27 protein-coding genes and 2 pseudogenes are annotated in these 24,981 nt (G+C 71.7%); 14 read left to right on the top strand and 15 right to left on the bottom strand.

Annotated features, from left to right (window positions below; translation table 11 throughout):
• Positions 1-195: 195 nt before the first annotated feature.
• Positions 196-1,770 (top strand): APC family permease, encoded by a 1,575-nt coding sequence (locus OG435_RS20150; RefSeq protein WP_266878458.1) that lies wholly within the window; start codon positions 196-198, stop codon positions 1,768-1,770.
• A 90-nt stretch (positions 1,771-1,860) separates the two neighbouring features.
• Here OG435_RS20150 and OG435_RS20145 read toward each other — a convergent pair whose 3' ends face one another.
• Entirely contained in the window at positions 1,861-2,172 is a 312-nt protein-coding gene (locus tag OG435_RS20145) for a helix-turn-helix domain-containing protein (protein ID WP_266878456.1), read from the bottom strand.
• 179 nt (positions 2,173-2,351) lie between these two features.
• Between OG435_RS20145 and OG435_RS20140 the strand changes: the two genes are divergently transcribed.
• On the top strand, positions 2,352-2,648 hold the full coding sequence (locus OG435_RS20140) for a hypothetical protein (protein ID WP_266878454.1): 297 nt from the start codon (positions 2,352-2,354) through the stop codon (positions 2,646-2,648).
• Positions 2,649-2,769: 121 nt separating this feature from the next.
• On the opposite strand, the pseudogene OG435_RS50360 reads toward OG435_RS20140, so the two are convergent.
• Positions 2,770-2,934 (bottom strand): annotated as a pseudogene (locus OG435_RS50360) (nitroreductase/quinone reductase family protein); the annotation flags it as partial.
• Positions 2,935-2,999: 65 nt separating this feature from the next.
• Between OG435_RS50360 and OG435_RS20135 the strand changes: the two are divergent.
• Positions 3,000-3,788: a DUF4239 domain-containing protein gene (locus OG435_RS20135; RefSeq protein WP_266878452.1), complete on the top strand. Its 789-nt coding sequence runs from the start codon at positions 3,000-3,002 to the stop codon at positions 3,786-3,788.
• Between the two features lie 11 nt (positions 3,789-3,799).
• Here the strand turns inward: OG435_RS20135 and OG435_RS20130 are convergent, their stop codons facing one another.
• The 4 genes from OG435_RS20130 to OG435_RS20115 all read right to left on the bottom strand — a co-directional run bounded on the left by OG435_RS20130 (position 3,800) and on the right by OG435_RS20115 (position 6,246).
• Entirely contained in the window at positions 3,800-4,492 is a 693-nt protein-coding gene (locus OG435_RS20130) for a hypothetical protein (protein ID WP_266878450.1), read from the bottom strand.
• Positions 4,493-4,595: 103 nt separating this feature from the next.
• Positions 4,596-4,994, bottom strand: a complete 399-nt coding sequence (locus OG435_RS20125; RefSeq protein ID WP_266878448.1) for a VOC family protein — start codon at positions 4,992-4,994, stop codon at positions 4,596-4,598.
• Positions 4,995-5,026: 32 nt separating this feature from the next.
• Positions 5,027-5,374: a hypothetical protein gene (locus tag OG435_RS20120; RefSeq protein WP_266878447.1), complete on the bottom strand. Its 348-nt coding sequence runs from the start codon at positions 5,372-5,374 to the stop codon at positions 5,027-5,029.
• Between the two features lie 233 nt (positions 5,375-5,607).
• Positions 5,608-6,246, bottom strand: a complete 639-nt coding sequence (locus OG435_RS20115; RefSeq protein ID WP_266878446.1) for a LysE family translocator — start codon at positions 6,244-6,246, stop codon at positions 5,608-5,610.
• Between the two features lie 609 nt (positions 6,247-6,855).
• On the opposite strand from OG435_RS20115, the gene OG435_RS20110 reads away from it, so the two are divergent.
• From OG435_RS20110 to OG435_RS20095, 4 genes and pseudogenes are all read left to right on the top strand, one after another.
• A complete protein-coding gene (locus OG435_RS20110; protein WP_266878445.1) occupies positions 6,856-7,488 on the top strand; it encodes a gamma carbonic anhydrase family protein in 633 nt (210 codons plus the stop codon).
• Between the two features lie 49 nt (positions 7,489-7,537).
• Positions 7,538-8,074, top strand: coding sequence for a GNAT family N-acetyltransferase (locus tag OG435_RS20105; protein WP_266878444.1), 537 nt, complete (start codon positions 7,538-7,540; stop codon positions 8,072-8,074).
• 40 nt (positions 8,075-8,114) lie between these two features.
• Positions 8,115-8,947: pseudogene (locus OG435_RS20100) on the top strand (IS5 family transposase).
• 67 nt (positions 8,948-9,014) lie between these two features.
• Positions 9,015-9,650 carry a VOC family protein gene (locus OG435_RS20095; protein ID WP_266878443.1) on the top strand — a complete coding sequence of 212 codons (636 nt, stop codon included), beginning with the start codon at positions 9,015-9,017 and terminating at the stop codon, positions 9,648-9,650.
• A gap of 44 nt (positions 9,651-9,694) precedes the next feature.
• Here OG435_RS20095 and OG435_RS20090 read toward each other — a convergent pair whose 3' ends face one another.
• The 3 genes from OG435_RS20090 to OG435_RS20080 all read right to left on the bottom strand — a co-directional run bounded on the left by OG435_RS20090 (position 9,695) and on the right by OG435_RS20080 (position 11,927).
• Positions 9,695-10,237, bottom strand: a complete 543-nt coding sequence (locus OG435_RS20090) for an RICIN domain-containing protein (protein ID WP_266878441.1) — start codon at positions 10,235-10,237, stop codon at positions 9,695-9,697.
• Positions 10,238-10,779: 542 nt separating this feature from the next.
• Entirely contained in the window at positions 10,780-10,965 is a 186-nt protein-coding gene (locus OG435_RS20085; RefSeq protein ID WP_430625662.1) for a DUF397 domain-containing protein, read from the bottom strand.
• Positions 10,962-11,927 (bottom strand): helix-turn-helix domain-containing protein, encoded by a 966-nt coding sequence (locus tag OG435_RS20080; RefSeq protein ID WP_430625661.1) that lies wholly within the window; start codon positions 11,925-11,927, stop codon positions 10,962-10,964. The genes OG435_RS20085 and OG435_RS20080 overlap by 4 nt, the downstream gene beginning before the upstream one ends.
• Here OG435_RS20080 and OG435_RS20075 point away from each other — a divergent pair.
• From OG435_RS20075 to OG435_RS20065, 3 genes are read left to right on the top strand one after another with little or no spacing between them, the layout of a single operon-like run.
• Positions 11,926-12,360, top strand: coding sequence for an ATP-binding protein (locus OG435_RS20075; protein WP_266878439.1), 435 nt, complete (start codon positions 11,926-11,928; stop codon positions 12,358-12,360). The two genes, OG435_RS20080 and OG435_RS20075, sit on opposite strands and share 2 nt — an antisense overlap.
• Positions 12,361-12,404: 44 nt before the next feature.
• The gene (locus OG435_RS20070) at positions 12,405-12,677 is read left to right on the top strand and encodes a type II toxin-antitoxin system VapB family antitoxin (RefSeq protein ID WP_266878438.1); all 273 of its coding nucleotides are present in this window, start codon (positions 12,405-12,407) and stop codon (positions 12,675-12,677) included.
• The gene (locus tag OG435_RS20065; protein WP_266878436.1) at positions 12,674-13,078 is read left to right on the top strand and encodes a PIN domain nuclease; all 405 of its coding nucleotides are present in this window, start codon (positions 12,674-12,676) and stop codon (positions 13,076-13,078) included. Before OG435_RS20070 ends, OG435_RS20065 begins: the two co-directional genes overlap by 4 nt.
• A gap of 22 nt (positions 13,079-13,100) precedes the next feature.
• Here the strand turns inward: OG435_RS20065 and OG435_RS20060 are convergent, their stop codons facing one another.
• Positions 13,101-13,961, bottom strand: a complete 861-nt coding sequence (locus OG435_RS20060) for a TIGR03619 family F420-dependent LLM class oxidoreductase (protein WP_266878434.1) — start codon at positions 13,959-13,961, stop codon at positions 13,101-13,103.
• Between the two features lie 247 nt (positions 13,962-14,208).
• Positions 14,209-15,474, bottom strand: a complete 1,266-nt coding sequence (locus tag OG435_RS20055) for an ADP-ribosylglycohydrolase family protein (protein ID WP_266878432.1) — start codon at positions 15,472-15,474, stop codon at positions 14,209-14,211.
• A 414-nt stretch (positions 15,475-15,888) separates the two neighbouring features.
• Here OG435_RS20055 and OG435_RS20050 point away from each other — a divergent pair, with 414 nt between their 5' ends.
• Positions 15,889-16,968: a tyrosine-protein phosphatase gene (locus tag OG435_RS20050; protein WP_266878431.1), complete on the top strand. Its 1,080-nt coding sequence runs from the start codon at positions 15,889-15,891 to the stop codon at positions 16,966-16,968.
• A 79-nt stretch (positions 16,969-17,047) separates the two neighbouring features.
• Here the strand turns inward: OG435_RS20050 and OG435_RS20045 are convergent, their stop codons facing one another.
• From OG435_RS20045 to OG435_RS20035, 3 genes are all read right to left on the bottom strand, one after another.
• Entirely contained in the window at positions 17,048-19,645 is a 2,598-nt protein-coding gene (locus OG435_RS20045) for a bifunctional FO biosynthesis protein CofGH (RefSeq protein WP_266878430.1), read from the bottom strand.
• A gap of 40 nt (positions 19,646-19,685) precedes the next feature.
• A complete protein-coding gene (locus OG435_RS20040) occupies positions 19,686-20,477 on the bottom strand; it encodes an SDR family oxidoreductase (protein ID WP_266878428.1) in 792 nt (263 codons plus the stop codon).
• 113 nt (positions 20,478-20,590) lie between these two features.
• Complete coding sequence (locus tag OG435_RS20035; protein WP_266878427.1) at positions 20,591-21,352, bottom strand: DeoR/GlpR family DNA-binding transcription regulator; 762 nt, start codon at positions 21,350-21,352, stop codon at positions 20,591-20,593.
• Between the two features lie 90 nt (positions 21,353-21,442).
• On the opposite strand from OG435_RS20035, the gene OG435_RS20030 reads away from it, so the two are divergent.
• The 3 genes from OG435_RS20030 to OG435_RS20020 all read left to right on the top strand — a co-directional run bounded on the left by OG435_RS20030 (position 21,443) and on the right by OG435_RS20020 (position 23,604).
• A complete protein-coding gene (locus OG435_RS20030; protein ID WP_266878426.1) occupies positions 21,443-22,732 on the top strand; it encodes an MFS transporter in 1,290 nt (429 codons plus the stop codon).
• The gene (locus OG435_RS20025) at positions 22,729-22,911 is read left to right on the top strand and encodes a hypothetical protein (protein WP_266878425.1); all 183 of its coding nucleotides are present in this window, start codon (positions 22,729-22,731) and stop codon (positions 22,909-22,911) included. The genes OG435_RS20030 and OG435_RS20025 overlap by 4 nt, the downstream gene beginning before the upstream one ends.
• Positions 22,912-22,983: 72 nt before the next feature.
• On the top strand, positions 22,984-23,604 hold the full coding sequence (locus tag OG435_RS20020) for an HAD family hydrolase (protein ID WP_266878424.1): 621 nt from the start codon (positions 22,984-22,986) through the stop codon (positions 23,602-23,604).
• A 20-nt stretch (positions 23,605-23,624) separates the two neighbouring features.
• Here the strand turns inward: OG435_RS20020 and OG435_RS20015 are convergent, their stop codons facing one another.
• Entirely contained in the window at positions 23,625-24,872 is a 1,248-nt protein-coding gene (locus OG435_RS20015) for a PLP-dependent aminotransferase family protein (protein ID WP_430625660.1), read from the bottom strand.
• Positions 24,873-24,981: the final 109 nt, after the last annotated feature.

Genomic DNA, 24,981 nt, shown 5'->3' with positions numbered 1-24,981 from the left:
ACGGACAGTGCTGCGGTTTCCGCATCGCGAAATAAAAGGTCCAGGCCTGCCGAAACGATGATCGGCAGGCCTGTGAACCTTGTATTACATCCTCGTGAAGAGTCTCGGTCTCGGGATTCCAAGGGCTTTCGGGATGTGGGGATCCGGACCTAAGTCCTCCAGATGTGGAAAACGCAGCGTCTAACGTCCTGAGGTATGACACAGCTGGACGTCCGGCCCCAGGCCGGAGACACGGTAGACGGAGCCACCCCCCGGGGTGGCTCCGATGGTGACGTACGGGGCAAGGGCCTCGGCAAGGGCTCCGTCGGCCTCGTGGGAAGCGCCGTCATCGGCATCTCCACCGTCGCCCCGGTCTACTGCCTGACCTCCACCCTCGGCTCCACCGCCGGTGAGGTCGGCGTGCAGATGCCGGCCGTCTTCCTGGCCGGATTCCTCCCGATGCTGCTGGTGGCCTTCGCGTACCGCGAGCTCAACAAGGCCATGCCGGACTGCGGCACCTCCTTCACCTGGACCGTGAAGGCCTTCGGCCCGCGGATCGGCTGGATGTGCGGCTGGGGCCTGGTGATCGCCACGATCATCGTGCTCTCCAACCTGGCCGGCGTCGCCACCTCGTACTTCTGGCTCCTCGCGGGCGAGGTCACGAACAACCCGGCGATCTCCGCCCTGGACGACAACAAGCTCGTCCACATCGCTACCTGCCTCACCCTCATCGCCGCCGCGACCGCCATCAGCTACCGCGGCATGACGGCCACCAAGGGCGTCCAGTACGCGCTGGTCGGCCTCCAGCTCGCCGTCCTCGCCATCTTCGTGGCGATGGCCTTCCAGAAGGCCTCCGCCGGCACCTTCGACACCGGCCTGGACTTCTCCTGGCAGTGGATGAACCCCTTCGCGGTCGAGTCCATGGCGGCCTTCACCGCCGGACTCTCGCTCTCGATCTTCATGTACTGGGGCTGGGACGCCTGCCTGGCCACCAACGAGGAGACCACCGGCTCCGCGAAGACCCCGGGCCGCGCCTCGCTCATCGCGATGGTCGTCCTGGTCGGCTCGTACCTGGCCACCGGCATCGCCGCCCAGATGGCCGTCGGCTCCGGCACCGAAGGCCTCGGCCTCGGCAACCCGGAGACCTCCGACAACGTCTTCGCCGCCCTCGCCGGCCCGGTGATGGGCCCGATGCTCGGCATCCTGCTCTTCATCGCCGTCCTGGCCTCCGCGACGGCCTCCCTGCAGACCACCTTCATCCCGGTGGCCCGCACGGTCCTGGCCATGTCCACGTACGAGGCGCTGCCGCCCTCCTACGCCAAGGTCCACCCGAAGTTCAAGACCCCTGGCCGCGCCACGATCATGGCGGGCGTCGCCACCGGCGTCTTCTACACGGTGATGACCCTGCTCAGCGAGAACGTCCTCACCGACACGATCTTCGCGCTCGGCCTGATGATCTGCTTCTACTACTCGCTGACGGCCTTCGCCTGCGCCTGGTACTTCCGTGGCGACCTGCGCCGCTCGACCCGCGACCTGTTCTTCAAGGGCGTCTTCCCGGTCCTCGGCGGCCTCCTCCTCGCCACGGTCTTCTTCAAGACCCTGATCGACATGTGGAACCCGTCGTACGGCTCCGGCTCCACGGTCTTCGGCGTCGGCAGCGTCTTCATCATCGGCGTCGGCCTGCTGGCCCTCGGCCTGGTCGTCATGTTCGTCACCGAACGCCGCAGCCCCGCCTTCTTCCGCGGCGAGGTCCTGACGAAGTCCACCCCGTCCCTGGTGGTCCAGGACTGACCCCGGGGCCCCCGGCCCCTCCCCCCCCCCGCTGTGTCATGCACGCCCGCGGCCCCGGATCGATCCTCCGATCCGGGGCCGCGGGCGTTGTCAGCCGAGGGTGTACTGATCGTCGCCGAGGGCACGCACGTAGGCGGCGAGGGTCTCGACCTCGCTGCGCTCCAGCTCGCCGTTCTCGATCCGGGAAACGCGTGCCTGGGTCACCCCCATGGCTTCCGCGACCTGTACCTGGGTGATGTGCTGCCGCTTGCGGACCTCCGCGAGGCGGTGCGCGCGGACGACGGCGATCATCTCCGCCGCCCCTCGGTCGATCTCCGCCTGCTCGGCGGGCAAGAAGGCGAACTCCTCGACGAGGTCGTCCCGGCGGGCGGCCTTGGCGCTCCGGTCGGGTGTCGGGCTCACGGGGTGTCCTCCTCCTGCTGTGTCACGTCATCCTGGTACGCCGCCTCGGCCCGCGGGATGGAGGAGCGGTACCCACCTTGCCGGTCGCCGGCCGCCAGCCGTGATGGCCTTGCTGATCTGGATGAGAGTTGGCGGGGCCGGGCGGTGACCCGTAGGCGCGCGGGGTCGTTGGGACGGGCATGAACGCCATCAAGCGCAGCCTCGCCGCCCTCGTCCTGTCCGGAGGGGCGGCCCTCGCCCTCAGCCCCGCCCTCGCGCACGCCGCCGACGAGCCCGCCATCCAGGGGCCCCCGATCACCCAGCGCGTCGGCGAGATCGTCGACCACCCCGGCGGCGCCGTGAAGGACGCGAAGACGGCGGTGGAGATCACCGCCTCGGCCGCCGGGTCCGCCTCCAAGGCGACCGACGCCTCCCTCGGCGGAGCCGGGACCGCGCTGTCGTCCGGGCTGCCGAAGGCGCCGAAGGTGCGTGGCTGAGGTTCAGCCGCGGAGGGAGGTGTCCCGCCGGGTGACCAGGACCAGCGGGACCTCCCGGCCGCCCGTCCGCGCGGCCGCGTCCGGGTAGGCCGCGCAGGCGGGCATCGAGCATCGAGGCCACCACCACGGGCCACAGCCGCTCCGCCTCCGCCTCCGTCGGGGTCGCGGGGCGGGCGAGCGCCGGGAAGCTCTCGGCGCCGACCTGGAGGGTGACGGTCGGGTCGGCGCGCAGGTTCAGGTACCAGGCCGGGTGGTGCCCGGCGCGCCGGGTCGAGTACGCCCTCACCCGCTGATCCCGCTCGCGCGGATTTCGGGGCGGTCCCTCCCGACGGGGTGGTCGTTGGGCAGGACATGATCCTCTGGTTGCTCAATCACCTCAGCACATTCTTCCTCGGCGTCCTCCTCGTCGGCGGCTTCGTCGCCCTCGCCATCGGCGGCAGCCTGGCCGCGCGCCGCCGCTTCCCGCACCTCGCGGACGGCGACCACAACGAGATGGTCGGGGTGGCCCTGGGGATGTTCGGCGCGATCTACGGCATCATCCTCGCCTTCGTCGTCGTCACCCTGTGGACGCAACTGGAGAACACCCAGACCATCGTCGCGACCGAGGCCACCGACCTCGCCCTGGTCGTCCGCAGCGCAGAGGTCTTCCCGCCCGCCGAACGCGCCCGAGTGGACCGGGCGGTGGGGGACTACGTGCACGCCGTCGTCGAGATCCAGTGGCCCCTCATGCGCGAGGGCCGCCCCAGCTACGAGGCCACCGCCGACCAGACGCACGCCCTGTACACGGCACTCCAGGCCTACGAGCCCTCCGGCCCCCGGAGCGAAACCTTCTACGGGGAGGCCGTCGGCCGCCTCAACGACGTCGCCGCGCAGCGCCGGGCGCGGGTGACGATGGCCGAGACCTCGCTGCCACCACTGCTCCAAGTCCTGGTGTACGGAGGCGCGTTCGTGATCCTCCCGCTCACCTTCCTCTTCGGGCTGCGGAGCCTGAAGATGCAGCTGCTGTTCGTCTCGGCGGTGGCGGGCCTGATCGGCTTCAGCCTGCTGCTGGTGGTGGCCCTCGACCGGCCGTTCGCCGGGGAACTGAGCGTGAGCCCGGCACCGTTCAAGGACGCGGCCCTGGCGCAGTTCTGGCGGTAGTGAACGGCCGGTCAGGCGCCGGGCCAGGACGTCGGGGGCGGGCCGAACGCGCGACGGCCGGCTCGGACGGACAAGGTGCCGATGGCGGCGTTGGCGCCACCGCCGATCACGGCGCCGATCCCGAACGGTGCCACTCGACCGAGCACGATGATCCCCTGCTTGGTCCCGTACTTCGTGATGAAGTTCTTCCCCAGGACCTTGTTGATCTGGCGCAACGTCTCGATGGGCACCTTGGCGACGACCTGACGTCCCCAGTGCTGACCCGTCCGCTCGGCGACCTTGGAGATGGTGGCGGTGCCGCTCCCGCCGAGCAGGATCCCCATCACGATCGTCCGGCGGCGCTCGACCTCGTCGATGGGGACCCCGTGGACCTCGGCGATCGAGAGCGCGAAGAGGGCGCTCAGCTCGAGGGAGGAGAGGGCCTCGCCCGCCGACAGGGCCAGTGCGATCCCCGTGCCGACTCCGGGCGCGGCCGCGGTTCCTCCCACCGCGGCACCCGTCCCGGCCAGGGCGGTGACGTACATCCGCTCCAGACCGCGAATCACCTGTTCCGGTGTCGCCTCCGGGTTCCGCTGGCGGGCCCGGGCGATGTTCTTGCGCACGAGCGGGGTCTGGAGGTCGATCGCCTTGTCCAGGAGGTCGAGGACCCGCTGCCCGGGTATGGCTGGTTCCGGAACCGCTGCGTCGGGGGCGCCTGTTGCCATGCCTGGAACTCCTCAGATCGTCGCGTCCGGCCGAGTCTCCCACCCGACCGGCCGGGGGGACCGGGAGTCGGGAGAACCGGGCCGGGCACAGACTGGGCCCCCGTCAGCCCCAGGTGCGGGAGGACAGTACGAGCTGGTAGCCGTCGGGGTCGGTGACGGTGACCCCGTAGGTGTCCCAGTAGGGGTTGTGAGCGGGCGTACGGGTCCCGCCGTGCTCGACGAGCCGGGCCACCAGGGCCTCGTCGGGGGCCTCGCCGAGGTAGACGACGAAGAGGTCCTCGGGGGTGGGGGAGGGCGCCACCGGGTTCTCGGGGTCATGGGTCAGCTCGAAGTGCCAGCCGCCCCCGAGGGGGCCGACCATCAGCAGGTCGTGCTCCCCGGAGACCCGCTCGGTGGACCGCCACTGCACGTCGAGCCCGAGCCCTCCCACGTAGAACCGCTCGGCGGCGGCGAGGTCGAGGGAGGGCCGGGCGATCCGGATGTGCGCGCGTGAGTCGATCATGGGGGAGAGGGTACGGGCGGGGGGTCCGGGCGTCAGAGGAGGGGGTCGAAGAGGAGGGGGCCGAAGAGGAGGGGGCCGAGCTCGACCAGGTCCACCCGGTCGGGATCGGTGAGCACGTCGATGGCGGCGATCCGGCCGTCGTCGGTGACGGTGAAGGCCATCACCGACATCAGCCGGCCCTCGACCACGCACAGCACGCCGGCGGCCCCGTTGACGAGCACCGGACGGACGAACGGGGCGAGGGAGCTGTAGAGGGCCGCCTGCGACTCCACGATCCGGGCCCCGCTGAGCACCACCGACTGGCCGGCACGCGCCGTACCGCCGTCCGACCGCAGCGCCACATCGGGGCAGCACTTCGTGCTCGGGGTCGACCACGCCACCCTCCCGGGCGAGGACGGGGTCGGGCATGCGGGGAGCACGCTCCAGCCGGTCGTCGAGGGAGTCCTCCCGGCGCGTCTCGCGGGCCCGCAGCCCGTTCAGGCAGAGCCGGGCCACGACCGTCGTCAGTCAGTCAGTCAGTCAGTCAGGTTCTCCACGTCACTGACATCGGTCCGGCTCAACCGCAGCCAGGCCTCCTGGACCGCGTCCTCGGCCTCAGCGATCGACCCGAGGATCAGTCCTTGCGCCCGGTCGCGGCGACGGTCACACCCAGGCCGATCATCGCGAGCCCGCCGGCTCCGCCGACGGCGGAGAGCCGCTGCGGGGAGCGCGAGAACCAGCTACGAGCGGTCGCGGCGACCATGCCCCAGGTGCTGTCGCAGACTACGGCGATGAGGTTGAACACGAGCCCGAGGAGCAGCATTTGGGCCGTGACGTGCCCCTGGTCCCGGTCCACGAACTGCGGCAGGACCGCTGCGAAGAACACGATCGTCTTCGGATTGGCCACCCCGACGGCGAACCCTTCCCACAGCGAGCGCCAGTTCCCGTACTCGGCTGCGCCCGCCCCGAACTCCGCACGGAGCGAACGCCGCTGCCGGAAGGCCTTGACCCCCAGGTAGACGAGGTAGGCCGCCCCCGCGAGCTTGAGCGCCGTGAACACGAGCACGGACCGCTCCACGACGGACCCCACCCCGAAGGCCACGGCGACGACGAGCACGTACGCCCCCAGCGTGTTCCCGGCCACGGTGATCAGCGCGGCCCGCCACCCCTGGGACAACGCCCGCCCGATGACGAAGAGCACGCTCGGCCCGGGGATGAGGATCAGCAGCAACGACATGGCGGCGAACGCCAGCAGCCGGTCAGTGGACACCATGCGGTTCATGGTTCCGGACGGGTGGGGGGAGGGGAAGGGGTTTTTGGGTGGGCGGGGTGGTGGGGGCTTGTGCTGCGGGGTGGGCGGGGCGTTGACAGGGTCCGGGGGGAGCCCGGCAGTCCAGTGTCCTTTCGGTGCGGGCCGGTCCCTCAAGGGCGCTCCCTGCGGTCGCGTCGCTTCGCGATGGCCTTCGGCCACCCTTGACCGACCGGCCCACCCCGAAACGCCACAAGACTTCCGGGATCCCCCCGGGGAACGGCCGGGAGGGACGAGTGGGGAGGAGCGGGCCGGTTGGCTGTGCGCAGCCCCCTCCGGCCGGTGGGCATCCATGCACCGCCCCGGCAGGACCGTGAGCTCAGCCGGGACGGGGGCGCGGGGCGGTCAGAGCATCCAGGGCCGGGGGGCTGGACACCCTTCCCGTGACGGTCGGCAGCCACTAGGAGCTAGAGGGGGATGAGGACGGCCTCAGGGTCGGGGGGCGCGACAGATCGTTACGTGCTCCCACTCGGCTTAGCGGCTACCCACCGGCCGTGGCTGATCTAGTGGCGTTGTAGCGCGACGTCGGAAATCCGCCAGCATGCTCGTGGTCGGTTGGGCGAGGATCCGCTCATGGCCACTGAAGCGCAGGGAATCCGTATCCGGCATCGCGGGCATGAACCGCAGGTTCATCCCACCGCCTACGTCGCCCCGATGGCCACGCTCGTCGGTGATGTTCGTGTGGGGCCCAGGGCGCGGGTGATGTACGGGGCGGTGCTTGATGCCGAGGGGTCTCGGATCGAGGTCGGGGAGGCGGCGGTGATCTGCGAGAACGCGGTGTTGCGCGGGTCTGCGGTCGCCGGCGATCAGCCGGTGCTTGTCGGTGACCACGTCTTCGTGGGGCCGCATGCCACGCTGCTGGGCTGCGAGGTCGGCCGGTGCGTCTATGTGGCGACCTCGGCAACGGTCCTGCAGCGCGCACGGTTGGGCGCCGGGTCGGTTGTCGCCGTCGGTGCGTTCGTCCATGCGCGCACCGTTCTGCCGGACGAGTACTTCGTGCCGCCGCACACCGTGGCGCTTGACGCGCCGGTGCGGCTGCTGGCCCCTGGCGATCCGGGCATGGCCGAGGCCGTCCGGCAGGTGGGCTTCGCGCAGGTGGCGTTCGGCGTGGACGCGGAGTGGACCGACCGGATCGCCCGGTACGAGCACATCGCGGAGGTGCGCGTCGCCGAGTTCGGCGCGCACGCGGACGATGAGGTTCTGTAGCCGGTCTATTCAGTTGCCGTCGGGGGCTGCGGTCGGATAGGACACTTGCATGCTAAAAGGCAAGACGGTTGGGCTCAGGGCCCGGCACGAGGACGACATTCCGATCCTTCATGCCGGACTCCACGACGACGTGGTCACCGCGTCCCGGGCCACGGGTCAACCGTGGCGACCGCTGATGGCCGGCTCGAAGAGCCTGTCGTTCATGGTCGACGACAGCGAACAGGGGCACGTCCCGTTCTCCGTGGTGGATCTGGAGAGCGGTGCGCTGCTCGGTACCGCGACGCTGTGGGGGATCGACAACCACAGTCGGTCCGCGCACGTCGGGCTCGGGCTGTTGCCGTCTGCCCGGGGCAAGGGCTACAGCACGGACGTGGTCGCGGTCCTGTGTCACTACGGCTTCGTCGTACGCGGCCTGCACCGGCTGCAGATCGAGACGCTGGCGGACAACATCGCGATGATCCGTGCCACGGAGCGCAACGGCTTCGTCCGTGAGGGAGTGCTGCGTTCCTCGGCCTGGGTGATGGGCGAGTTCCTGGACGAGGTCCTGTTCGGCCTCCTGGCCCAGGACTGGAACCCGAAGACCTAGGGCGTGTCCGCAATGTCGATCGGTCGTTACTCCGTTCGTGGTGCGACGTCATGAACTGACTGATCAGGCCTGGGATGTCATCGGGCCGTTGCTGGCTCCGCCCCGGATGGGTCGTCCGGTGCGAGACCGGCGTCAGGTCCTCAACGGGATCCTGTGGAAGCTGTCCACGGGTGCGGCCTGGCGGGATCTGCCGGAGCGGTATGGGCCGTGGAAGACGGTCTATGAACGGTTCCGCCGCTGGTCAGCCGACGGAACCTGGGACCGGCTCCTGGCCCACGTCCAGCAGCACGCGGATGCGATCGGCGAGGTCGACTGGACGATCGTCTGCGTCGACTCGACGATCGTGCGAGCTCACCAGCACGCAGCCGGGGCCCGAAAAGGGGGCCCTGGACCGGCGAAGCACTCGGACGCTCCCGCGGCGGACTGAGCACGAAAATCCACCTCTCCTGCGACGGGCAGGGCCGGCCTCTCGCGTTCACGATCACCGGCGGGAACGTGAACGACTGCACGCAGTTCGAGCCGGTCATGGCCCGCATCCGCATCAAACGGTGCGGGCCCGGCCGGCCCCGCACCCGGCCGGAGCGGGTGGTCGGCGACAAGGGCTACTCGTCCCGCAAGATCCGCTCCTACCTGCGGCGACGCGGCATCGCCTGCACGATCCCCGAGCGCGTCGACCAGATCAGCGGGCGTATGCGGCGCGGCGAGAGCCTGTGCCGTTTCGACCGTGCGGTCTACCGGCGCCGCAACGTCGTCGAACGCTGCTTCAACCGGCTCAAGCAGAACAAGGCCCTCGCCACCCGCTACGACAAACGAGCCCGCCACTACAAAGCCCTGGTCACCCTTGCCTGCCTACGGCTATGGCTCCCCAACTGACATTGCGGACACGCCCTAGCGGGCGTGGCGTGGGGATTTGTGCGGGTTGTCGGGTGATGATGGCGCGGTGCGACTTGATCACGTGTCCTATGCGGTGGCCCGCGACAGCTTCGTCTCGACCGTCCAGTGGATCGGGTCGTCCCTGGGCGCCGGGTTCGTCGACGGTGGCGTGCACCCGCGGTTCGGCACCCGCAATTTCATTCTTCCGCTGAGCGGCGGCACCTACGTCGAGGTCGTCACCACGCTCGACCACCCCGCCGCCGACCGCGCGCCCTTCGGCCAGGCGGTCGCGCGCCGCGCCGCCGAGGGCGGCGGCTGGCTCGGTTGGGTGGTCTCCGTCGACGACATCGCCCCGGTCGAGGCCCGCCTCGGCCGCACCTCGGCCGAGGGCCACCGCGTCCGCCCCGACGGGTTCGACCTGAGGTGGAAGCAGATCGGCGTGCTGGACCTGATGGAGGACCCGCAACTACCGTTCTTCCTCCAGTGGCTGGTTCCCGACGAGGAGCGCCCGAGCGCCGACCCGCGCACCGCCACCACCATCCACGGGGTCTCCCTCGCCGGCGACGCCGCCTTCATCTCCGAATTCCTCGGAGAGCCGGCCGACCACCCCCTCGACCAGATCGACGTCACCTGGGCCGAGGACGAGGAACCGGGCCTGGTCTCGGTCGAGTTCGCCACCGCCCACGGCCCCGTCACGATCTGACCACGGGTGGGCACCGGGCAGGTGCCCGGCGCCCACCCGGGGGATCACACGATCCTGAGGTCGAACCTCTGGTTGGCGCCACCGGTGCACGTCCACAGTCGCGCGGGGGCACCCGCCTGCGTGCTCCAGTCGGCTATCTCCAGGCACATGTTCTGGCGGGCGTACCAGAAGTCCATGTTGAGACCGACGCTGCCGTAGAAGAGCTGGTTGAGGCCGTAGTGGCAGTCCCACTGGTTGGCGGGTGCGCCGTTGTTGGTCTTCCAGCCGCCGATCTCCATGCACTTGCCGCTGTTGACGTTCACGTAGAAGTACGCGTCGACAGGCGTGCCCGACTTGTAGGCGCGGTACCACTTCTGGTTGGCGCCACCCGTACAGGGCCACTGACGGACGGCCGCACCGTTCGCGGTGCTCCAGTCAGCCACCTCAAGGCACATGCCGGAGTGGTTCGCGCGGATCTCGACGATGGAGACGTAGTAGACCGTCTCAGCGGCGTGGGCCGGAGCCGTCGAGACACCGAACACGAGACCGACGGAGGCAGCAAGAACAAGCAGTCCTTGCCGAACACGGGCGAACACGTTGAGCTTCATGGTCCTCTGCAATCAATATGAGAATCCGGCAAGCGGCCGGAAATCGACGCTCATGATCGCATAGGTCTCGTGCCCTAACTGATGGTCTATACCGCCCAGTTCGGGCTTTGCGCACCGCGTGGCCCGTCAGGAGCGGCGGGACCAGGTCGCCCGCTAGATCAGCCACGGCCGGTGGTGGCTGTCGACCGTCACGGGAAGGGTGTCCAGCCCCCCGGCCCTGGATGCTCTGACCGCCCCGCGCGTCCGTTCCGGCTGAGCTCACGGTCCTGCCGGGCCCGTGTCCAGATGCCCACCGGCCACAGGCAGGCTGCGCCTCTCCGGCCTGCCCGCCCCTCCCCACTCGTCCCTCCCGGCCGTTCCCCGGGGGGATCCCGGAAGTCTTGTGGCGTTTCGGGGTGGGCCGGTCGGTCAAGGGTGGCCGAAGGCCATCGCGAAGCGACGCGACCGCAGGGAGCGCCCTTGAGGGACCGGCCCGCACCGAAAGGACACTGGACTGCCGGGCTCCCCCCGGACCCTGTCAACGCCAAGGATCAGCCCGCAGCTCAGGCCCCGGTGACCCCGCCCACGAACGCAGCCCAGGTCCGGGGGGACACCGCCAGCTCGGGACTGGCGGTCAGCTTCGAGTCCCGGATGTGGACGGAGTCGGGGCAACTCGCGACCTCGACGCAGTCGTCGCCCTCGCTGCCGCTGTAGCTGCTCTTGAACCACCGGATCTGGGAGCTGTTCACAGGGATCCTCGCAATCGCATCAACAGGCCCGCGCTTTCGGCGGGATTGAGGGCCTGGATGCGAAGTTTGGCATACCGCTGGTGGAGCACGCTGACGGCTTTCGGGTCCGTGATGACGTGGCCTGTCTTCTGGCCCTCGCTGTAACCGGCCCGCTCGTGCTCCTCGGTTTCGAGGAGGCGAAAGGGGCCATCGGTGCCAGCATGCACAGGACTCACCGTAGGCATGATCTGCAAATCCACATTAGGCAGGCTCCCGCACCCCACCAGATGGTCGACCAGCTCCCCAGTGACCTCCGCGCCGCCAGTCTGCCGCTCGATCACCGACTGCTCGATGATGAAGCTGAAGGCGATGAACGGCGTCTTGCGCAGCAGCGCCTGGCGGCGCAGCCGCAGTACCACGCGTGCCTCCGCGTCCTCCGGTGTCGGCAGCGGGGGTACGTCCCGGATCTGGGCCCGCGCGTAGGCCTCGGTCTGGAGCAGGCCTGGGATCGAGCGGCACTCGTACGTATGGAGGGTGATCGCCCCCTGTTCCAACTCCGCCCACCGCCGGAACCACTTCGCCAGTCCCCGCCGTCGCGTCAGCTGGTTCGCCGCGATGCGGATGACGCCGAAGGCGTCGAGCTTCTCCTCCACCCGGTCGACGAACTTGGTCGACGGGTGGCGGCGGCCCTGTTCCACCGAGCCGATGTACTGGACGGAGTAGCGGATCAGGGTCGCGAGCTGTTCCTGTGTCAGGTCGGCCCGTTTGCGGAACGCCTTGATCATGTCCCCGAAGCTTTCGAGGTCGCTGTCCTGCTCGACCTCGTCGTCACCGCTCTCGTCCACGCTCGCCACGGCGGTCACCTCCCCGCGAACAGCCTCACGGTCGGTGACCACCACTGTCCAGAGCGCGAACTCGTACAGATGAAAAGTAGCGGTCCAGGTGCTGGGAACACCCCAGCCCACACGGGACGTTGGCCGCATGACCGCACCCTCGGACGCCCCCCAGACCCTCGCACGCACGTTCACTCAGCGTTTCAGTTCCACCCGGCGCGGAGCCCGCCTGGCCCGGCACCTCGCGCTCGTCGAGCTGCACGACTGGGGCATCCCCGACCGGTCCGGCCTCTCCGAGGACGCCGGGCTCCTCGTAGCCGAGCTCACCGCCAACGCCGTGGCCCACGGCCGGGTCCCCGGCCGGGACTTCGAGCTCCGCCTGAGCCTGCTCCCCGGGGCGCTGCGCATCGAGGTGTCCGACGCCCGCCGGGACCGCCGTCCGGCCGTCCTGCCGCACGAGTACGGCGCCGGGGCCGAGACCGGCTACGGCCTGCGCATCGTCGACGCCGTCGCCGCCGACTGGGGGGGGGGCAGGGACCGGCTGGTCGGGAAGACGGTCTGGGCGGAGCTGAGGCTCCGGTGATATCTTATTTGGGAATCGTATATACGCCCGTCTTGGAGGCCATCATGTCGCGCACGGTGATCGACCTCGACGACGAAGCGCTGGCGGAGGCCGCCCGCCACCTTGGGACCACGACCAAGCGGGACACGGTCAATGCCGCCCTGCGGGAGATCGCGGACCGCCGTCGTAGAGCGGCGGCGGTGGCACGTATGCGGGAGATGGTCGCTGACGGAGAGATCGATTTCTCGGCGATCGAGGGCGTAGAGGTCAGTGAGGGCGCAGAGGGCGCAGAGGTCAGCGAGGGCGAGCAGACGCCCGGCGAGCGACCGGCAGCGTGAGCGAGAACTTCCTGATCGACACGAGCGCACTCGTCCGCTTCTACCGTCGACAGGCCGCACCTGCCTGGGACGAGGTGGTCACGGCCGGAAAGGCGGGCCTCTGCGAACCGGTGCGCCAGGAGTTCCTGCGCGCCGTGGGCGGCCGTCCGGCCTATTACGAGGCCGATGGCTTGCTCCGGGAGACCTTCCCGTACTTCGTGGCCAGGGACTCCGTATGGGAGGAGACGGCGGCACTCCAGCAGAAGCTGGCCGACGAGGGCTGCCACCAGTGCGCCAGCCCTGTCGACCTGCTCGTTGCCGTGACCGCACAGCATCACAAGCTCACGGTCCTCCACCAGGACGCGGGCTTCGAGACCATCGCGCGCATCACGGGCCAGCCGGTCCGCCGCATCGCCGGCTGATCCCTCGGGGCTGAAGGCGCAGTCACAAGTACTGCCCGAACCCGTCCAGCACCCGCAGGATCTCCTCCTCCCCCTCCGAGGGGAGCTGGAGGACGACCTCCTCGATGCCCAGGTCCGCGTAGTGGGACATCTTCCCCGGGGTCGGCTGGACGGCGTACGGGACCACCTGGAGGGACTTGGGGTCGCGGCCCGCGGCCTCCCAGACCTGGCGCAGGGCCGGGAGGGACTCCGTCAGGCCGCCTCCGCCGATCGGGAGCCAGCCGTCGCTGTGGTCGGCGATGGCTGCGAAGAGCTTCGGGCCGGCCTGGCCGCCGATCAGGGTGCGGGGGCCGTACAGGGGGACGCCCGGGGCGAGTTCGCGCGGGGGCTGGGCCGGCTTGGGGTGCGCCGAGCTGGCCTGTACGGAGGAGAACTCGCCCACGTACGCCGTGGGCTGCGGGGACCACAGGGACCGCATCAGGGCCATCCGGTCGCGGACCAGTTCGCGGCGGGTGCGCCACTCGACTCCGTGGTCGGCGGCCTCCTCCACGTTCCAGCCGTAGCCGATGCCGAGGGTGACGCGGCCGCCGGACAGGTGGTCGAGCGTGGCGACCTGCTTCGCGAGGTCGATGGGGTCGTGCTGGGTGACGAGGGTGATGCCGGTGCCGAGCTGGAGCCGCTCGGTGACGGCGGAGGCCTGGCCGAGGGCGACGAAGGGGTCCAGGGTGCGGCCGTACATCTCCGGGAGCTCGCCACCCATCGGGGCCGGGGTGACGCGGCTGACCGGGATGTGGGTGTGCTCGGGGAGGTAGAGGCCGGAGAAGCCGCGTTCCTCCAGCGCGTGGGCGAGGGGTACGGGAGCGATGGTGCGGTCGGTCAGGAAGACGGTCGTGGCGATCCGCATGTGCGCTGACACCTCCGTGGTCTGGGGAGGGCCAAAGTACGGCTTCGCGCGTGCGGAGGGCAGGGGCGTGCGTCGGCCACGGACGTGGCGGCGGTCACGGTCGTGGACGTGGCCCGGGGCGGCGGCCCGAGGTCCTCCCTGAGGTCACCTCCGAGGCACCCCGGAAGTCGCCCCCGAGGTCACCCCCGAGGTCGCCCTGAGGCACCCCCGAGGCGCCCCGCGGTCACTCCCGCGGTCACTCCCGCGGTCACCCCCGCGGGTATCGCGTCAGCCAGGCCGTGGACGTGGCCGCCGGGCCGTGGAGGGCGGGGCCCTGGGTCATCTCCAGGGCGAAGTCGTCGGCGAGTTCCAGGACCGTGGCCCGGCCCTCCAGGCCGGCGAGCCAGGCCGCCGGGAGGGCCGTTTCACCGTGCTGGGCGCCGAGCAGGGAGCCGCACAGGGCGCCGGTGGCCGCGGAGTCCCCGCTGTGGTTCACGGCGAGGCGCAGGCCGTGCGCCACGTTCTCAGCGACGAGGGCGCAGTACACGGCGACGGCGAGTACCTCTTCGGCGGAGCCGCCCTGGCCGGGGGACAGGCCCTCGACCGTCTGCGGTGAGGGGGCGCCCGCGGTGACGGCGCCCAGCGCGCGCTGCAGGGCGTCGGTGACGGGCTGGTGGCCGGTGCGGACGCCGAGCAGGCCCAGTGCGCGCTGGACGGCGGAGTCGAGGGACTCGCCGCGGGTCAGGCCGTGGACGATGACGGCGTGCGCGCCGGCCGACAGGTACGCGGTGGGGTGTCCGTGGCTCTGCACGGCGCACTCGACGGCGAGTTGGAGGACCAGGGCGGGCTCCCAGCCGACCAGCAGCCCGAAGGGGGCGGAACGGGTGGCGGCGGCCGGGTCCACGGCGGTCGGGTTCTTCGGCTGGGCGAGCGTGCCGAGGACTCCGTCGGCGAAGCCGGTCAAGGAGGAACGGGCGGGGGAGCGGCGGGCGTAGAGCCACTCCTCCTGCGCGAGCCAGCCGTTGTCCTCGCGGCGCTCGTCGGGGCCCCAGTCGCTCTGGGTGAGGGCCCAGCGGAGGTAGGCGCGGTGCACGTCGGTCGGCGGGTGCCAGGCGCCGGTGTCCCGGCGTACGTGGGCCCGTATCAGGCCGTCCAGGGTGAAGAGGCCGAGCTGCGTGGCGGCGGTGACCCTGGTGTGGGGGGCCGGCTCGGTCAGGCCCGCCGGGCCGTGGGTCTCGAGGAGCTCGGGGAGGGAGAGCGGGGTGACGGGCGCGCCGAGGGCGTCGCCGATCGCGGAGCCGAGGAGGGTTCCTCTGACGCGGCTACGGAAGTCCTGCTGCTCGGTGCGGCCCCAGAGACCGGTGGTGACGGCGGCGCGGCCGCCCAGGGTGGCGCCGGCGGCGGGACCGGTGGCGGGGCCCAGGCTGGTGGCCCCGCGGGTGGCTCCGCCGGTGGGTGGGGGCGCCGCCTGGAGGGGCTGGGCGGCCCCGGGCCTGCTCTGCTGCTCCCCGGACGTTTCCGTCGCCGTGTCCATGTCGATCCCCCCGGACTGCCCGCGCGTGCTCTGGCGGGCACTGTAGTGGACAGTACCGATCGGGTCCGGAAGTAGTCGGTCGTGTGGGGGGTATGGGGCCGGGGAACGGCTGGATTCCGCCCCCCGATTCGACGCGCGGCGCGGCCCCGCACCACGCGGCCACGGCGGCACCGCCGCCCAGCCACCGCCGGACGGTGTCCGGCGCAGCGGGGTGAAGCCCGCGCAGCGGTGCGAGCTCCGCGTCGAGAAGGTGCCCGGCGCAGCGGGGCGAAGCCCGCGCAGCGGTGCGGGCTCCGCGTCAGGGAGGGGCGCCGGCCAGATGGGTGGCACGTTTTGACAGTGGACTTACGCCCGGTCGATTTCGGCCATGCAGAGTTCACGTTGCGTTATTCGGAGGCCAAGAGTCTCGGGGGCATGAAGAAGGCACTGCTCGCCGCGACCGTCGTCGCATCCACGCTCACCGTCGCCATCGTCGCGGCCCCCGCCGCCTCCGCCCACGGGTGGGACTTCCACTGGGGCGGTCACCACGGCAACTCCTCCATCCCCTTCACCGAGGCCACCGTCACCGCCGGTGCCGACGGGGCGTTCACCCTGAAGTGGAACGCCAAGGGCACCAAGCGCGTGGAGATCAAGGCGAACGGCAAGGTCGTCGCCAAGGGCGGCGCCCAGGGCGAGGCCGTGGTCCGCGGGCTGCCCGCCGCCGACCGCCAGTGGTTCGACTTCGAGCCCGAGCGCGGCGAGGGCCTGCGCCTGGCCGACCGGCTGATCAAGCTGGACGGCACCGCCAACTTCCGTGACGCGGGCGGCTACCGCACCACGAACGGCCAGTGGGTCAAGATGGGCGAGATCTACCGCTCCGACGCGCTGAACAAGCTCACCGAGAACGACCTCGCCAAGCTCCAGCGCCTGCGCGTCAAGACCATCTTCGACCTCCGCATGGAGAGCGAGCGCACCACGGACGTGGACAAGGTCCCGGCTGGCGCCACCTACGTCGTCGCCGACGTCTTCGCCGGCTCCGGCTCCTTCCAGACCATGCCCAGGACCCCCGACGAGGCCGTCAAGGCCATGGTCGACGCCGAAAAGGGCATGGTCAGCGGCGAGGGCGGCAAGAAGGCCTACACCCAGGTCTTCGAGGGCATCGAGCGCGACCGCAACCGCTCCGTCCTGTTCCACTGCACCGCGGGCAAGGACCGTACGGGCTGGGCGAACGCCTCCCTGCTGACCGCCCTCGGCGTGCCGAGCGAGACCGTGATGGCCGATTACCTGGCCAGCAACGACTACCGCAAGGCCGCCAACGACGCGATCCTCTCGCACCTGCCGGCCGCCCAGGCCGCCGTGTACAAGCCGCTGCTCGACGTGCGCCCCGAGTACCTCAACGCCGGGTACGACGAGGTCACCGCGAAGTTCGGCAGCTTCGACACCTACCTCAAGGACGGCCTCGGCATCGACGGCCGCGAGCTGAAGCAGCTGAAGAAGGACCTCCTGGTCGGCTAGACCCCGAAGGGGTTCGGCGTGCGGGCCCTGCCGGGCTGTCCCCCTGGCAGGGCCCGCACGCGTTCGCGGGGCCGGCGCGTCAGTCCAGGACCGGCAGCAGCTCCGGCAGGTGGCCGTCCGAGGCGCGGGCCGCGGCCTGGCGTTCCTCCGGGACCTCGCCGTAGAGGGTCGTACGGGCCTTCGCGGGCCGGCCGGCCGCCTCGGCGACGGCGATCAGGTCCTGGACGGACTTGTACGAGCCGTAACTGGATCCGGCCATCCGGGAGATGGTCTCCTCCATCAGGGTTCCGCCCAGGTCGTTGGCGCCCGAGCGGAGCATCTCGGCCGCGCCCTCCGAGCCCAGCTTCACCCAGCTGGTCTGGATGTTGGTGATGTGCGGGTGGAGCAGGATGCGGGCCATCGCCGTCACGGCGCGGTTGTCGCGCACCGTCGGGCCGGGGCGGGCGATGCCCGCCAGGTAGACGGGGGCGTTGGTGTGGATGAAGGGCAGGGTCACGAACTCCGTGAAGCCCTCCACCCCCTTGGCCCGCGCCTCCTGCTGCATGCGCGCCAGCGTGCGGAAGTGGCCCAGCCAGTGGCGGGGCTGGTCCACGTGGCCGTACATCATCGTGGAGGAGGAGCGGATGCCGAGCTCGTGCGCGGTGGAGACCACGTCGATCCAGTCCGCCGTCGGCAGCTTGCCCTTGGTGAGGACCCAGCGGACCTCGTCGTCCAGGATCTCCGCGGCCGTCCCGGGGATGGAGTCGAGGCCGGCCTCCTTGGCCGCGGTCAGCCAGTCCCGTACCGACATCCCCGTGCGGGTCGCCCCGTTGACGACCTCCATCGGGGAGAAGGCGTGCACGTGCATGCCGGGGGCGCGCTCCTTCACCGCCCGCGCGATGTCGAAGTAGGCCGTCCCGGGCAGGTCCGGGTGGATGCCGCCCTGCATGCACACCTCGACCGCGCCCACGTCCCACGCCTGCGCGGCCCGGTCGGCGACCTGGTCCAGCGAGAGGGTGTACGCGTCCGCGTCCGTACGGCGCTGCGCGAAGGCGCAGAAGCGGCAGCCGGTGTAACAGACGTTGGTGAAGTTGATGTTGCGGGTCACGATGTACGTGACGTCCTCGCCGACCACCGATTTCCGCAGGTCGTCCGCGATCCGGCACAGCGCGTCCAGCGCCGGGCCGTCCGCGTGCAGCAGGGCGAGCGCCTGCTCGTCGGTGAGCTTCGTCGGGTCGTCGGCGGCCTGCGCGAGCGCCCCCCGTACGTCGCTGTCGATGCGCTCGGGGTCGGGGACCATCCCGGGGGCCGCGGCCTCGCGCAGGGCCTCCCAGTCGCCGTAGACCTCGTCGAAGTCGTCGCGGCGGTCGCCGGTACGGCCCTGCGTGTCGATGGTGGTGTGCAGGTCGGTGCGGCCGTAGGCGGTGAAGCCCTCGTCCGGTTCCTGCCACGGCCGGCCCTCGACGGTCGCGGACTCGTCCGCGAGCCCGCTGTCCGCGTCGGCCAGCGCGCGCACGTGGGGCAGGAGGCGCGGGTCCAGCCACGGCTCGCCGCGCTGGAGGAACTCCGGGTAGATCGTGAGGCGTTCGCGCAGCTCGAAGCCCGCGGCGGCGGTGCGCGCGGCCAGTTCCTCGATGTGCGGCCAGGGGCGCTCGGGGTTCACGTGGTCGGGGGTGAGCGGGGAGACCCCGCCCCAGTCGTCGATGCCGGCGCCGATGAGCAGCGCGTACTCGGAGTCCACCAGGTTCGGCGGGGCCTGGATGCGGGCGCTCGGGCCGAGGATGTGGCGGGCCACGGCGATGGCCGCCGCGAGCTCCTCCAGCTCCGCGTCGGGCATGCCGCGCATGGCCGTGTCGGGCTTGGCCCGGAAGTTCTGGACGATGACTTCCTGGATGCCGTGGTAGCTGCGCTGGATCCGGCGCAGCTCGAAGAACGCGTCCGCGCGCTCCCCGTAGGACTCGCCGATGCCGATCAGCACCCCGGTGGTGAACGGGACGTTGGAGCGGCCCGCGTCCTCGAGCACGCGCAGCCGGACGGCCGGGTCCTTGTCGGGGGAGCCGTGGTGCGGGCCGCCGGGCTCGGACCACAGGCGGGTGGCGGTGGTCTCCAGCATCATCCCCATGGACGGGGCGACGGGCTTGAGGCGCTGGAGGTCCGACCAGGACAGCACGCCGGGGTTGAGGTGGGGGAGGAGACCGGTCTCCTCCAGGACGCGGATGGCCATGGCGCGCACGTAGGCGAGGGTGTCGTCGTAGCCGTGCGCGTCGAGCCACTCGCGGGCTTCGGGCCAGCGGTCCTCGGGCCGGTCGCCGAGCGTGAACAGGGCTTCCTTGCAGCCCATGGCGGCGCCCTTGCGGGCTATGTCGAGGACCTCGTCGGGGGACAGGTACATCCCGTGGCCCTCGCGGCGCAGTTTGCCGGGGACCGTGACGAAGGTGCAGTAGTGACACTTGTCCCGGCACAGCCGGGTCAGGGGGATGAAGACCTTGCGCGAGTACGTGATGACGCCGGGCCGGCCCGCGGCCTCGAGCCCGGAGTCCCTCACCCGTGCGGCGGAGGCGGCGAGGTCCTTCAGGGCCTCGCCGCGCGCCTGGAGGAGTACGGCCGCCTCGGTCGCGTCGAGCGCGACGCCGTCGCGGGCGCGGCGGAGCGCGCGGCGCATCGAGTTCTCGGTCGGAGCGTCACTCGGAGTGGTCATGGCCCGAGCATACGATCCGCTCGCACGGGCACGGAGGGGCTCATCGCATCAGCTCCCCGGCGTTGACCAGCAATGACTGGCCGGTTATCGCCCGTGCGCGGTCCGATGCGAGGAAGGCCGCGGCGTCCGCGACGTCCCCGTCGGTGGCCAGATCGGGCAGCGCCATCCGGTCGGTGAGCCGTGCGTGGACCTCGGCCTCGGGCACGCCTTCGGTGTGCGCGGTGAAGGTGACGAAGGCCTGGACCGGGGGACCCCACATCCAGCCGGGGAGCACGGTGTTCACGCGGATGCGGTGCGGGCCGAGCTCGCGGGCCATGGAGTACATGGCGGAGGTCAGCGCGCCCTTGGAGGCGGCGTAGGCGGCCTGCTGCACCTCGTTGGGGGAGGCGATGGCGGACTGGGTGCCGATGATGACGACGGAGCCGCCGGCGGCCTTCAGCGCGGGAAGGCAGGCGCGGGTCATGCGCAGGGTGCCGAGCAGGTTCACGTCGAGGATCTGCTGCCAGGTGCCGAAGTCGGCGTCCTGGAGGCCGCCGAAGTACGAGTCCCAGGCGGCGACGTGGACGACGGCGTCGACCCCGCCGAACCGCTCCTGGGCGAGGGCGGCGAGGGCCTCGCACTGGCGCTCGTCGGAGATGTCGGTCGGCAGGTACGCGGTGTGCGTGCCGTCGGGGTCGATCTCGGCGGCGGACTTGGCGAGGTTGGCCTCGGTCCGGGCCCCGAGCACGGCGTTGCCGCCGTCGCGGACGACGGTGGCGGCGACCTTATGGCCCAGACCGGCGCCCACGCCGGAGACGATGACGGTCTTGCCCTGCAGCAGTAGCGGCGACATGGTGCGGCCTCCTGACGACCCAATGGATCTGACGGGGCGTCAGGCTACGGGGCGGGGCGCGGGGAGGGAAGGGGATGGGCGGCGCCGTCGCCGCGGCGTTGCCGAAGGCCCGGTCAGGCGGTTCTGACGACGGTTCCGGCGTCTTCCAGCGCGGCCACCTCGGCGGCGGGTGCGGTCGTGTCGGTGACGAGGGTGTGCAGGAGCGTGGAGGGGCCCACGTGGGCGTAGGCGGTGCGGCCGAGCTTGCCGCCGTCCGCGGCGACGATGGTGCGGCGGGCCACGGCGATGCCCGCCTTCTTCACCGCGGCGTCGTCGAGGTCGAAGGCGGTCAGCCCGTCGGCCGCGCTCAGCCCGCAGCAGCCGATGACGGCGGTGTCGAAGCGCAGGGCCGCCAGTGAGGCCAGGGTGAGGGGGCCGGTGAGGGCCTGCTCCGCGGCGCGGGGCTGTCCGCCGGGCACCACCAGGGTGGCCCGGCCGGGCGTCTCGCTGAGCAGGTGGATGGCCTGCAAGGACAGCGGCATCACGGTGACGGGCCGCTCGCGCAGGAGCCGGGCGACCTCCAGGCAGGTGGTGCCGCTGTCCAGCAGCACGCTCTCGCCGTCGGCGATGAGCGCGGAGACCTCGGCCGCGATCCGGCGCTTGGCCTCGACCGCCTCGTGCGCGCGCAGCGCGAAGGGCGGCTCCTCGCCCCGGAGCAGCAGGGTGCGCGCCCCGCCGCGGACGCGTTCGAGGGCGCCCTGGGCGGCCAGGGCGTCGAGGTCGCGCCGGATGGTCATCTCGGAGGCCCCGGTCAGCTCCGCGAGCTCCTGGACCGTGGCGCTGCCCGAGTCCCTGACGGCCTTCGCGATCAGCCCGTGGCGGTCTGCGTTGCTCATGCCGCGATTGAACACCATCGAGCTTCAAACATTCAAAATGTTCGATAGTGCGGTTTACGAACATCAATCATGTTCGTTATGGTGGGTCGCATGGAACGTTCGCTTCGAACCGCCCGAGTGGCGACCTACGTCTACTTCGTCCTGTGCGGCACCCTGATGGGCGCATGGGTGGTGCACATCCCCGCCATTGAGGAGCGCGTGGGCATCAGCCACGCGGCCCTGGGCGGCCTGCTGGTACTGCTCGGGCTCGGCGCCTTCCTCGGGATGCGCGTGGCCGGTCGCCTCACCGACCGACTCGGCGCGCGCCTCGTGATCCCCGCCGCCGGCGTGCTGTGCGCCGCGACCCTGGTGCTGCCCGGTCTGGCCCGCGATCCGTGGACGCTGGCAGGCGCCCTGCTGGTCTTCGGCTTCTGCAACGGCTGTCTGGACGTGGGCATGAACGCCCACGCCGTGCACGTGGAGAAGGCGTACGGCCGGCCCGTCATGTCGGGCTTCCACGCCACCTTCTCCGTCGGCGGAGTCCTGGCCGCGCTCGTCGCGGCGGGCGCCGCGAGCGCCGGCCTGAACCCGGCCGCGGCGCTGGCCGCCACGGGAGCCGTGGGCATCGTGATCGCCCTGGCCTCGGCACGCGCCCTGCTGCCGACCGCCCCTGCTCCCGAGGGCCCCGCCGCCACCGGGGCCCCCGCTGCTACCGACGGCGGCCCGGCGGCGGAGGCCGGGGCGTCACCGGACGCCGCGCACCGGGGCACCGCGCGGCGCATCCGGCTCCTCGCCGTCCTCGCGCTGATGGTCATGCTCTGCGAGGGCGCCGCCAACGACTGGAGCGCCCTGCACCTGAAGGACGTACTCGGCGCTTCCGCCGCCACGGCCGCCTTCGCCTACGGCACCTTCGCCGCGGCGATGACAGCCGGCCGGCTCCTCGCCGACCGCTTCGTCTCCCGGTTCGGCTCCGTGGCGATCCTGCGCCACGGCGCCGCCACGGCCGCCGTCGGCATCACGCTCGTGGCCCTCGGCCCGTGGATGTGGGCCGCGTTCACCGGCTGGGCCCTGTTCGGCCTGGGCCTGTCGGGCTGTGTCCCGCAGCTGTTCAGCGCCGCCGGGCACGCCGACCCGGCCGCCGCCGGCGCCAACGTCTCCCGGGTCGCGGGGCTCGGCTACGTCGGCATGCTCGCCGGCCCCGCCGTCATCGGCTGGCTGTCCCACCTCGTCGCCCTGAACCACGCCTTCCTCCTGCTGACCCTGCTCTGCGGAACCACCGCCGTGGCCGCCGGGGTCCTGCGCACCGGATCCGACGGCGGCCGCCCGCGCCCGAACCCCTCCCCGCACACCCCCTCGGCCCACACCCCTGCCGCCCACACCGCTCCAGGAGCTCCGACATGAGTACGTCCCCCCGCACACCGCTGCTGCGACGCCTGCGCACCACCTCCCGCGTCATGGCCTCGGCGTTCTTCGCCTCGAGCCTGGCCCTGGCCCCGCATGATCTGCTCCAGGGCGAGCCCGGTACCGGCTCCGGTGAGGGCCGGTGCCCGTGCCCGTACGGCTGCTCCGCTCGGGCCTGACGCAGACCGCCCCCACCCGCCTCTGGCACGAGGCGCCTTGCCCCCCACCCCCGCGCGGAAGGAACCCCCGCCGTGTCCACGGACCGACCCATCGTGCTGTTCGACCTCTTCGGCGTCATCGCACGCCACCAGCGCCCCGGCGCCATGGACGCGATGGCCCTGCTGAGCGGTGGCGCTCCGGCGGACGCCTTCGACGCCGCCTACTGGGCCTGCCGCCTGCCCTACGACGCGGGGCAGTTCTCCGCAGCCGAGTACTGGACGGCAGTCCTGCACCAGCTGTCACTCCCCGCCCACCCCGACACCGTCGAGCAGCTGCGGCTCGCCGACATCGACAGCTGGTCACGCGTCGATGAGCGCATGGTCGCCTACGCGCAGTCCCTGCGGGAGGTCGCCGAGGTCGCCCTGCTGTCCAACATCCCCGCCGATCACGCGGACGCCTTCCTCGCCGCCCAGCCCTGGCTGCACGACCTCGACCACGTCGCCTTCTCCGGGAAGATCCACGCGGCCAAGCCGGACCCGGCGGCGTTCCGCCACTGCGTGATCGCCCTGAAGGCCGACCCCGCCGACTTCCTCTTCGTCGACGACCGCGAGGAGAACGTGCGGGCGGCGCGGGCCCTCGGCATGAGCGGACACGTCTTCACCGGGCACGCCGAGCTGGCAGCCGCCCTCGACGCCTGGCTGCCGACCCGGTGACCGCGGCCGCCCGGTGAGGCTCAGGCTCCCGCCAGCCTGCGCAGGCCCTCCTCGATCTCCTCCGGCGTGTGCGTCGTGAACGACAGCCGCAGGGTGCGGGGGTCCGGGGCGCGGGCGAAGAAGGGGGCTCCGGGGACGAAGGCGACGCCCCGGGAGGTGGCCGAGCGGAACAGGTCCGTCGCGTCGTGGCCCTCGGGCAGGCGGGCCCAGACGAACATGCCGCCCTCCGGGCGGTTCCACGTGGAGCCCGGCGGCAGCGCGGCGGCCAGGCCCGACAGGAGGGCGTCGCGCCGGACCCGGTACGCGTCGCGGACCCGGCCGACGTGCGCGTCGAGGTCCGCCGTCCGCAGGTACTCCGCCGCCGCCAGCTGGTCGACCGTCGAGGTGTGCAGGTCCGCCGCCTGCTTCGCGAGCACCGCTCCGCGCAGCAGCGCGGCCGGGGCGCGCAGCCAGCCGAGCCGGAGCCCGGGGGCCATGACCTTCGAGAAGCTGCCGAGGAGCGCCGTACGGTCCTCGGCCCCGGGGTAGGAGGCGAGCCGGGGCAGTTCGCGGCCCTCGTAGCGCAGTTCCCCGTACGGGTCGTCCTCCAGGAGCCACAGGCCGAGCCGGGCCGCGACCGCCGCGATCTCGGCGCGGCGGTCGGCGGGGAGGGTGCGGCCGGTCGGGTTCTGGAAGGTGGGGATCGTGTAGAGCAGCTTGGGGCGTTCGCGGGCGACGAGCCCGGCCAGCGCGTCGGGAAGGATGCCCTGGTCGTCGCACGGCGCGGGGACCACCCGGGCGCCGGCGAGCTCGAACCCCTGGAGCGCCGCCAGGTAGGTGGGGTTCTCGACGAGCACCACGTCGCCCGGCTCGATCAGCGCGGTCGTGATCAGGCCGAGCCCCTGCTGCGATCCGGTGGTGATCAGCAGGTCGTCCGGGGTGGTCGCCAGCCCCTGCGCGCAGAGCCGGGCCGCCACCGCCGCGCGCAGCTCGGGGGCGCCCTCGGTGGTCGAGTACTGGAGGGCGCGGCGGGCGGACCGCGCGAAGGCGGAGTCGTACGCCGCCCGCAGGCCCTCGGCGTCGAAGAGCTCGGGGGCGGGCAGGCCGCCGGCGAAGGAGGTCATGCCGGGCTGGGCGGTGACGGCGAGGATCTCGCGCACGGCGGAGGGCGCGGTCGTACGGATCCGCGCGGCGAAGGGCGGGGGAGGGGTGGCCGGGGCGGACGGCGCGGCCGGGGCGGCGACCGGCGTGGTGCGGGAGCGTGCGGAGGCGGGCGCGGAGGCGGGCACGGGGGCTCCTTCGGGGGGCGGGTGCGCGCATCGTAGCCGCGGGAAGGTGTAGACGGCACCTATGTATCGGATGCTGAACGCCCCCCAAGGGCTCCCCATCTGACGCCGC

It is taken from the genome of Streptomyces sp. NBC_01264 (genome assembly GCF_026340675.1).
Classification (GTDB): Bacteria; Actinomycetota; Actinomycetes; order Streptomycetales; family Streptomycetaceae; genus Streptomyces.
Note: the sequence above shows the minus strand (reverse complement) of the source record. Positions and strands in the feature narration are given on the sequence as shown.

Excerpts from the sequence above, each read along its gene's own strand:
- OG435_RS20030 (WP_266878426.1), top strand. The coding sequence starts at position 21,443 with ATGGAACGTTCGCTTCGAACCGCCCGAGTGGCGACCTACGTCTACTTC.
- OG435_RS20130 (WP_266878450.1), bottom strand. The coding sequence starts at position 4,492 with ATGGCAACAGGCGCCCCCGACGCAGCGGTTCCGGAACCAGCCATACCC.
- OG435_RS20110 (WP_266878445.1), top strand. The coding sequence starts at position 6,856 with ATGGCCACTGAAGCGCAGGGAATCCGTATCCGGCATCGCGGGCATGAA.
- OG435_RS20070 (WP_266878438.1), top strand. The coding sequence starts at position 12,405 with ATGTCGCGCACGGTGATCGACCTCGACGACGAAGCGCTGGCGGAGGCC.
- OG435_RS20115 (WP_266878446.1), bottom strand. The coding sequence starts at position 6,246 with ATGGTGTCCACTGACCGGCTGCTGGCGTTCGCCGCCATGTCGTTGCTG.
- OG435_RS20135 (WP_266878452.1), top strand. The coding sequence starts at position 3,000 with ATGATCCTCTGGTTGCTCAATCACCTCAGCACATTCTTCCTCGGCGTC.
- OG435_RS20140 (WP_266878454.1), top strand. The coding sequence starts at position 2,352 with ATGAACGCCATCAAGCGCAGCCTCGCCGCCCTCGTCCTGTCCGGAGGG.
- OG435_RS20125 (WP_266878448.1), bottom strand. The coding sequence starts at position 4,994 with ATGATCGACTCACGCGCGCACATCCGGATCGCCCGGCCCTCCCTCGAC.
- OG435_RS20080 (WP_430625661.1), bottom strand. The coding sequence starts at position 11,927 with ATGCGGCCAACGTCCCGTGTGGGCTGGGGTGTTCCCAGCACCTGGACC.
- OG435_RS20090 (WP_266878441.1), bottom strand. The coding sequence starts at position 10,237 with ATGAAGCTCAACGTGTTCGCCCGTGTTCGGCAAGGACTGCTTGTTCTT.
- OG435_RS20035 (WP_266878427.1), bottom strand. The coding sequence starts at position 21,352 with ATGAGCAACGCAGACCGCCACGGGCTGATCGCGAAGGCCGTCAGGGAC.
- OG435_RS20150 (WP_266878458.1), top strand. The coding sequence starts at position 196 with ATGACACAGCTGGACGTCCGGCCCCAGGCCGGAGACACGGTAGACGGA.
- OG435_RS20055 (WP_266878432.1), bottom strand. The coding sequence starts at position 15,474 with ATGGACACGGCGACGGAAACGTCCGGGGAGCAGCAGAGCAGGCCCGGG.
- OG435_RS20105 (WP_266878444.1), top strand. The coding sequence starts at position 7,538 with ATGCTAAAAGGCAAGACGGTTGGGCTCAGGGCCCGGCACGAGGACGAC.
- OG435_RS20075 (WP_266878439.1), top strand. The coding sequence starts at position 11,926 with ATGACCGCACCCTCGGACGCCCCCCAGACCCTCGCACGCACGTTCACT.
- OG435_RS20045 (WP_266878430.1), bottom strand. The coding sequence starts at position 19,645 with ATGACCACTCCGAGTGACGCTCCGACCGAGAACTCGATGCGCCGCGCG.
- OG435_RS20025 (WP_266878425.1), top strand. The coding sequence starts at position 22,729 with ATGAGTACGTCCCCCCGCACACCGCTGCTGCGACGCCTGCGCACCACC.
- OG435_RS20040 (WP_266878428.1), bottom strand. The coding sequence starts at position 20,477 with ATGTCGCCGCTACTGCTGCAGGGCAAGACCGTCATCGTCTCCGGCGTG.
- OG435_RS20060 (WP_266878434.1), bottom strand. The coding sequence starts at position 13,961 with ATGCGGATCGCCACGACCGTCTTCCTGACCGACCGCACCATCGCTCCC.
- OG435_RS20050 (WP_266878431.1), top strand. The coding sequence starts at position 15,889 with ATGAAGAAGGCACTGCTCGCCGCGACCGTCGTCGCATCCACGCTCACC.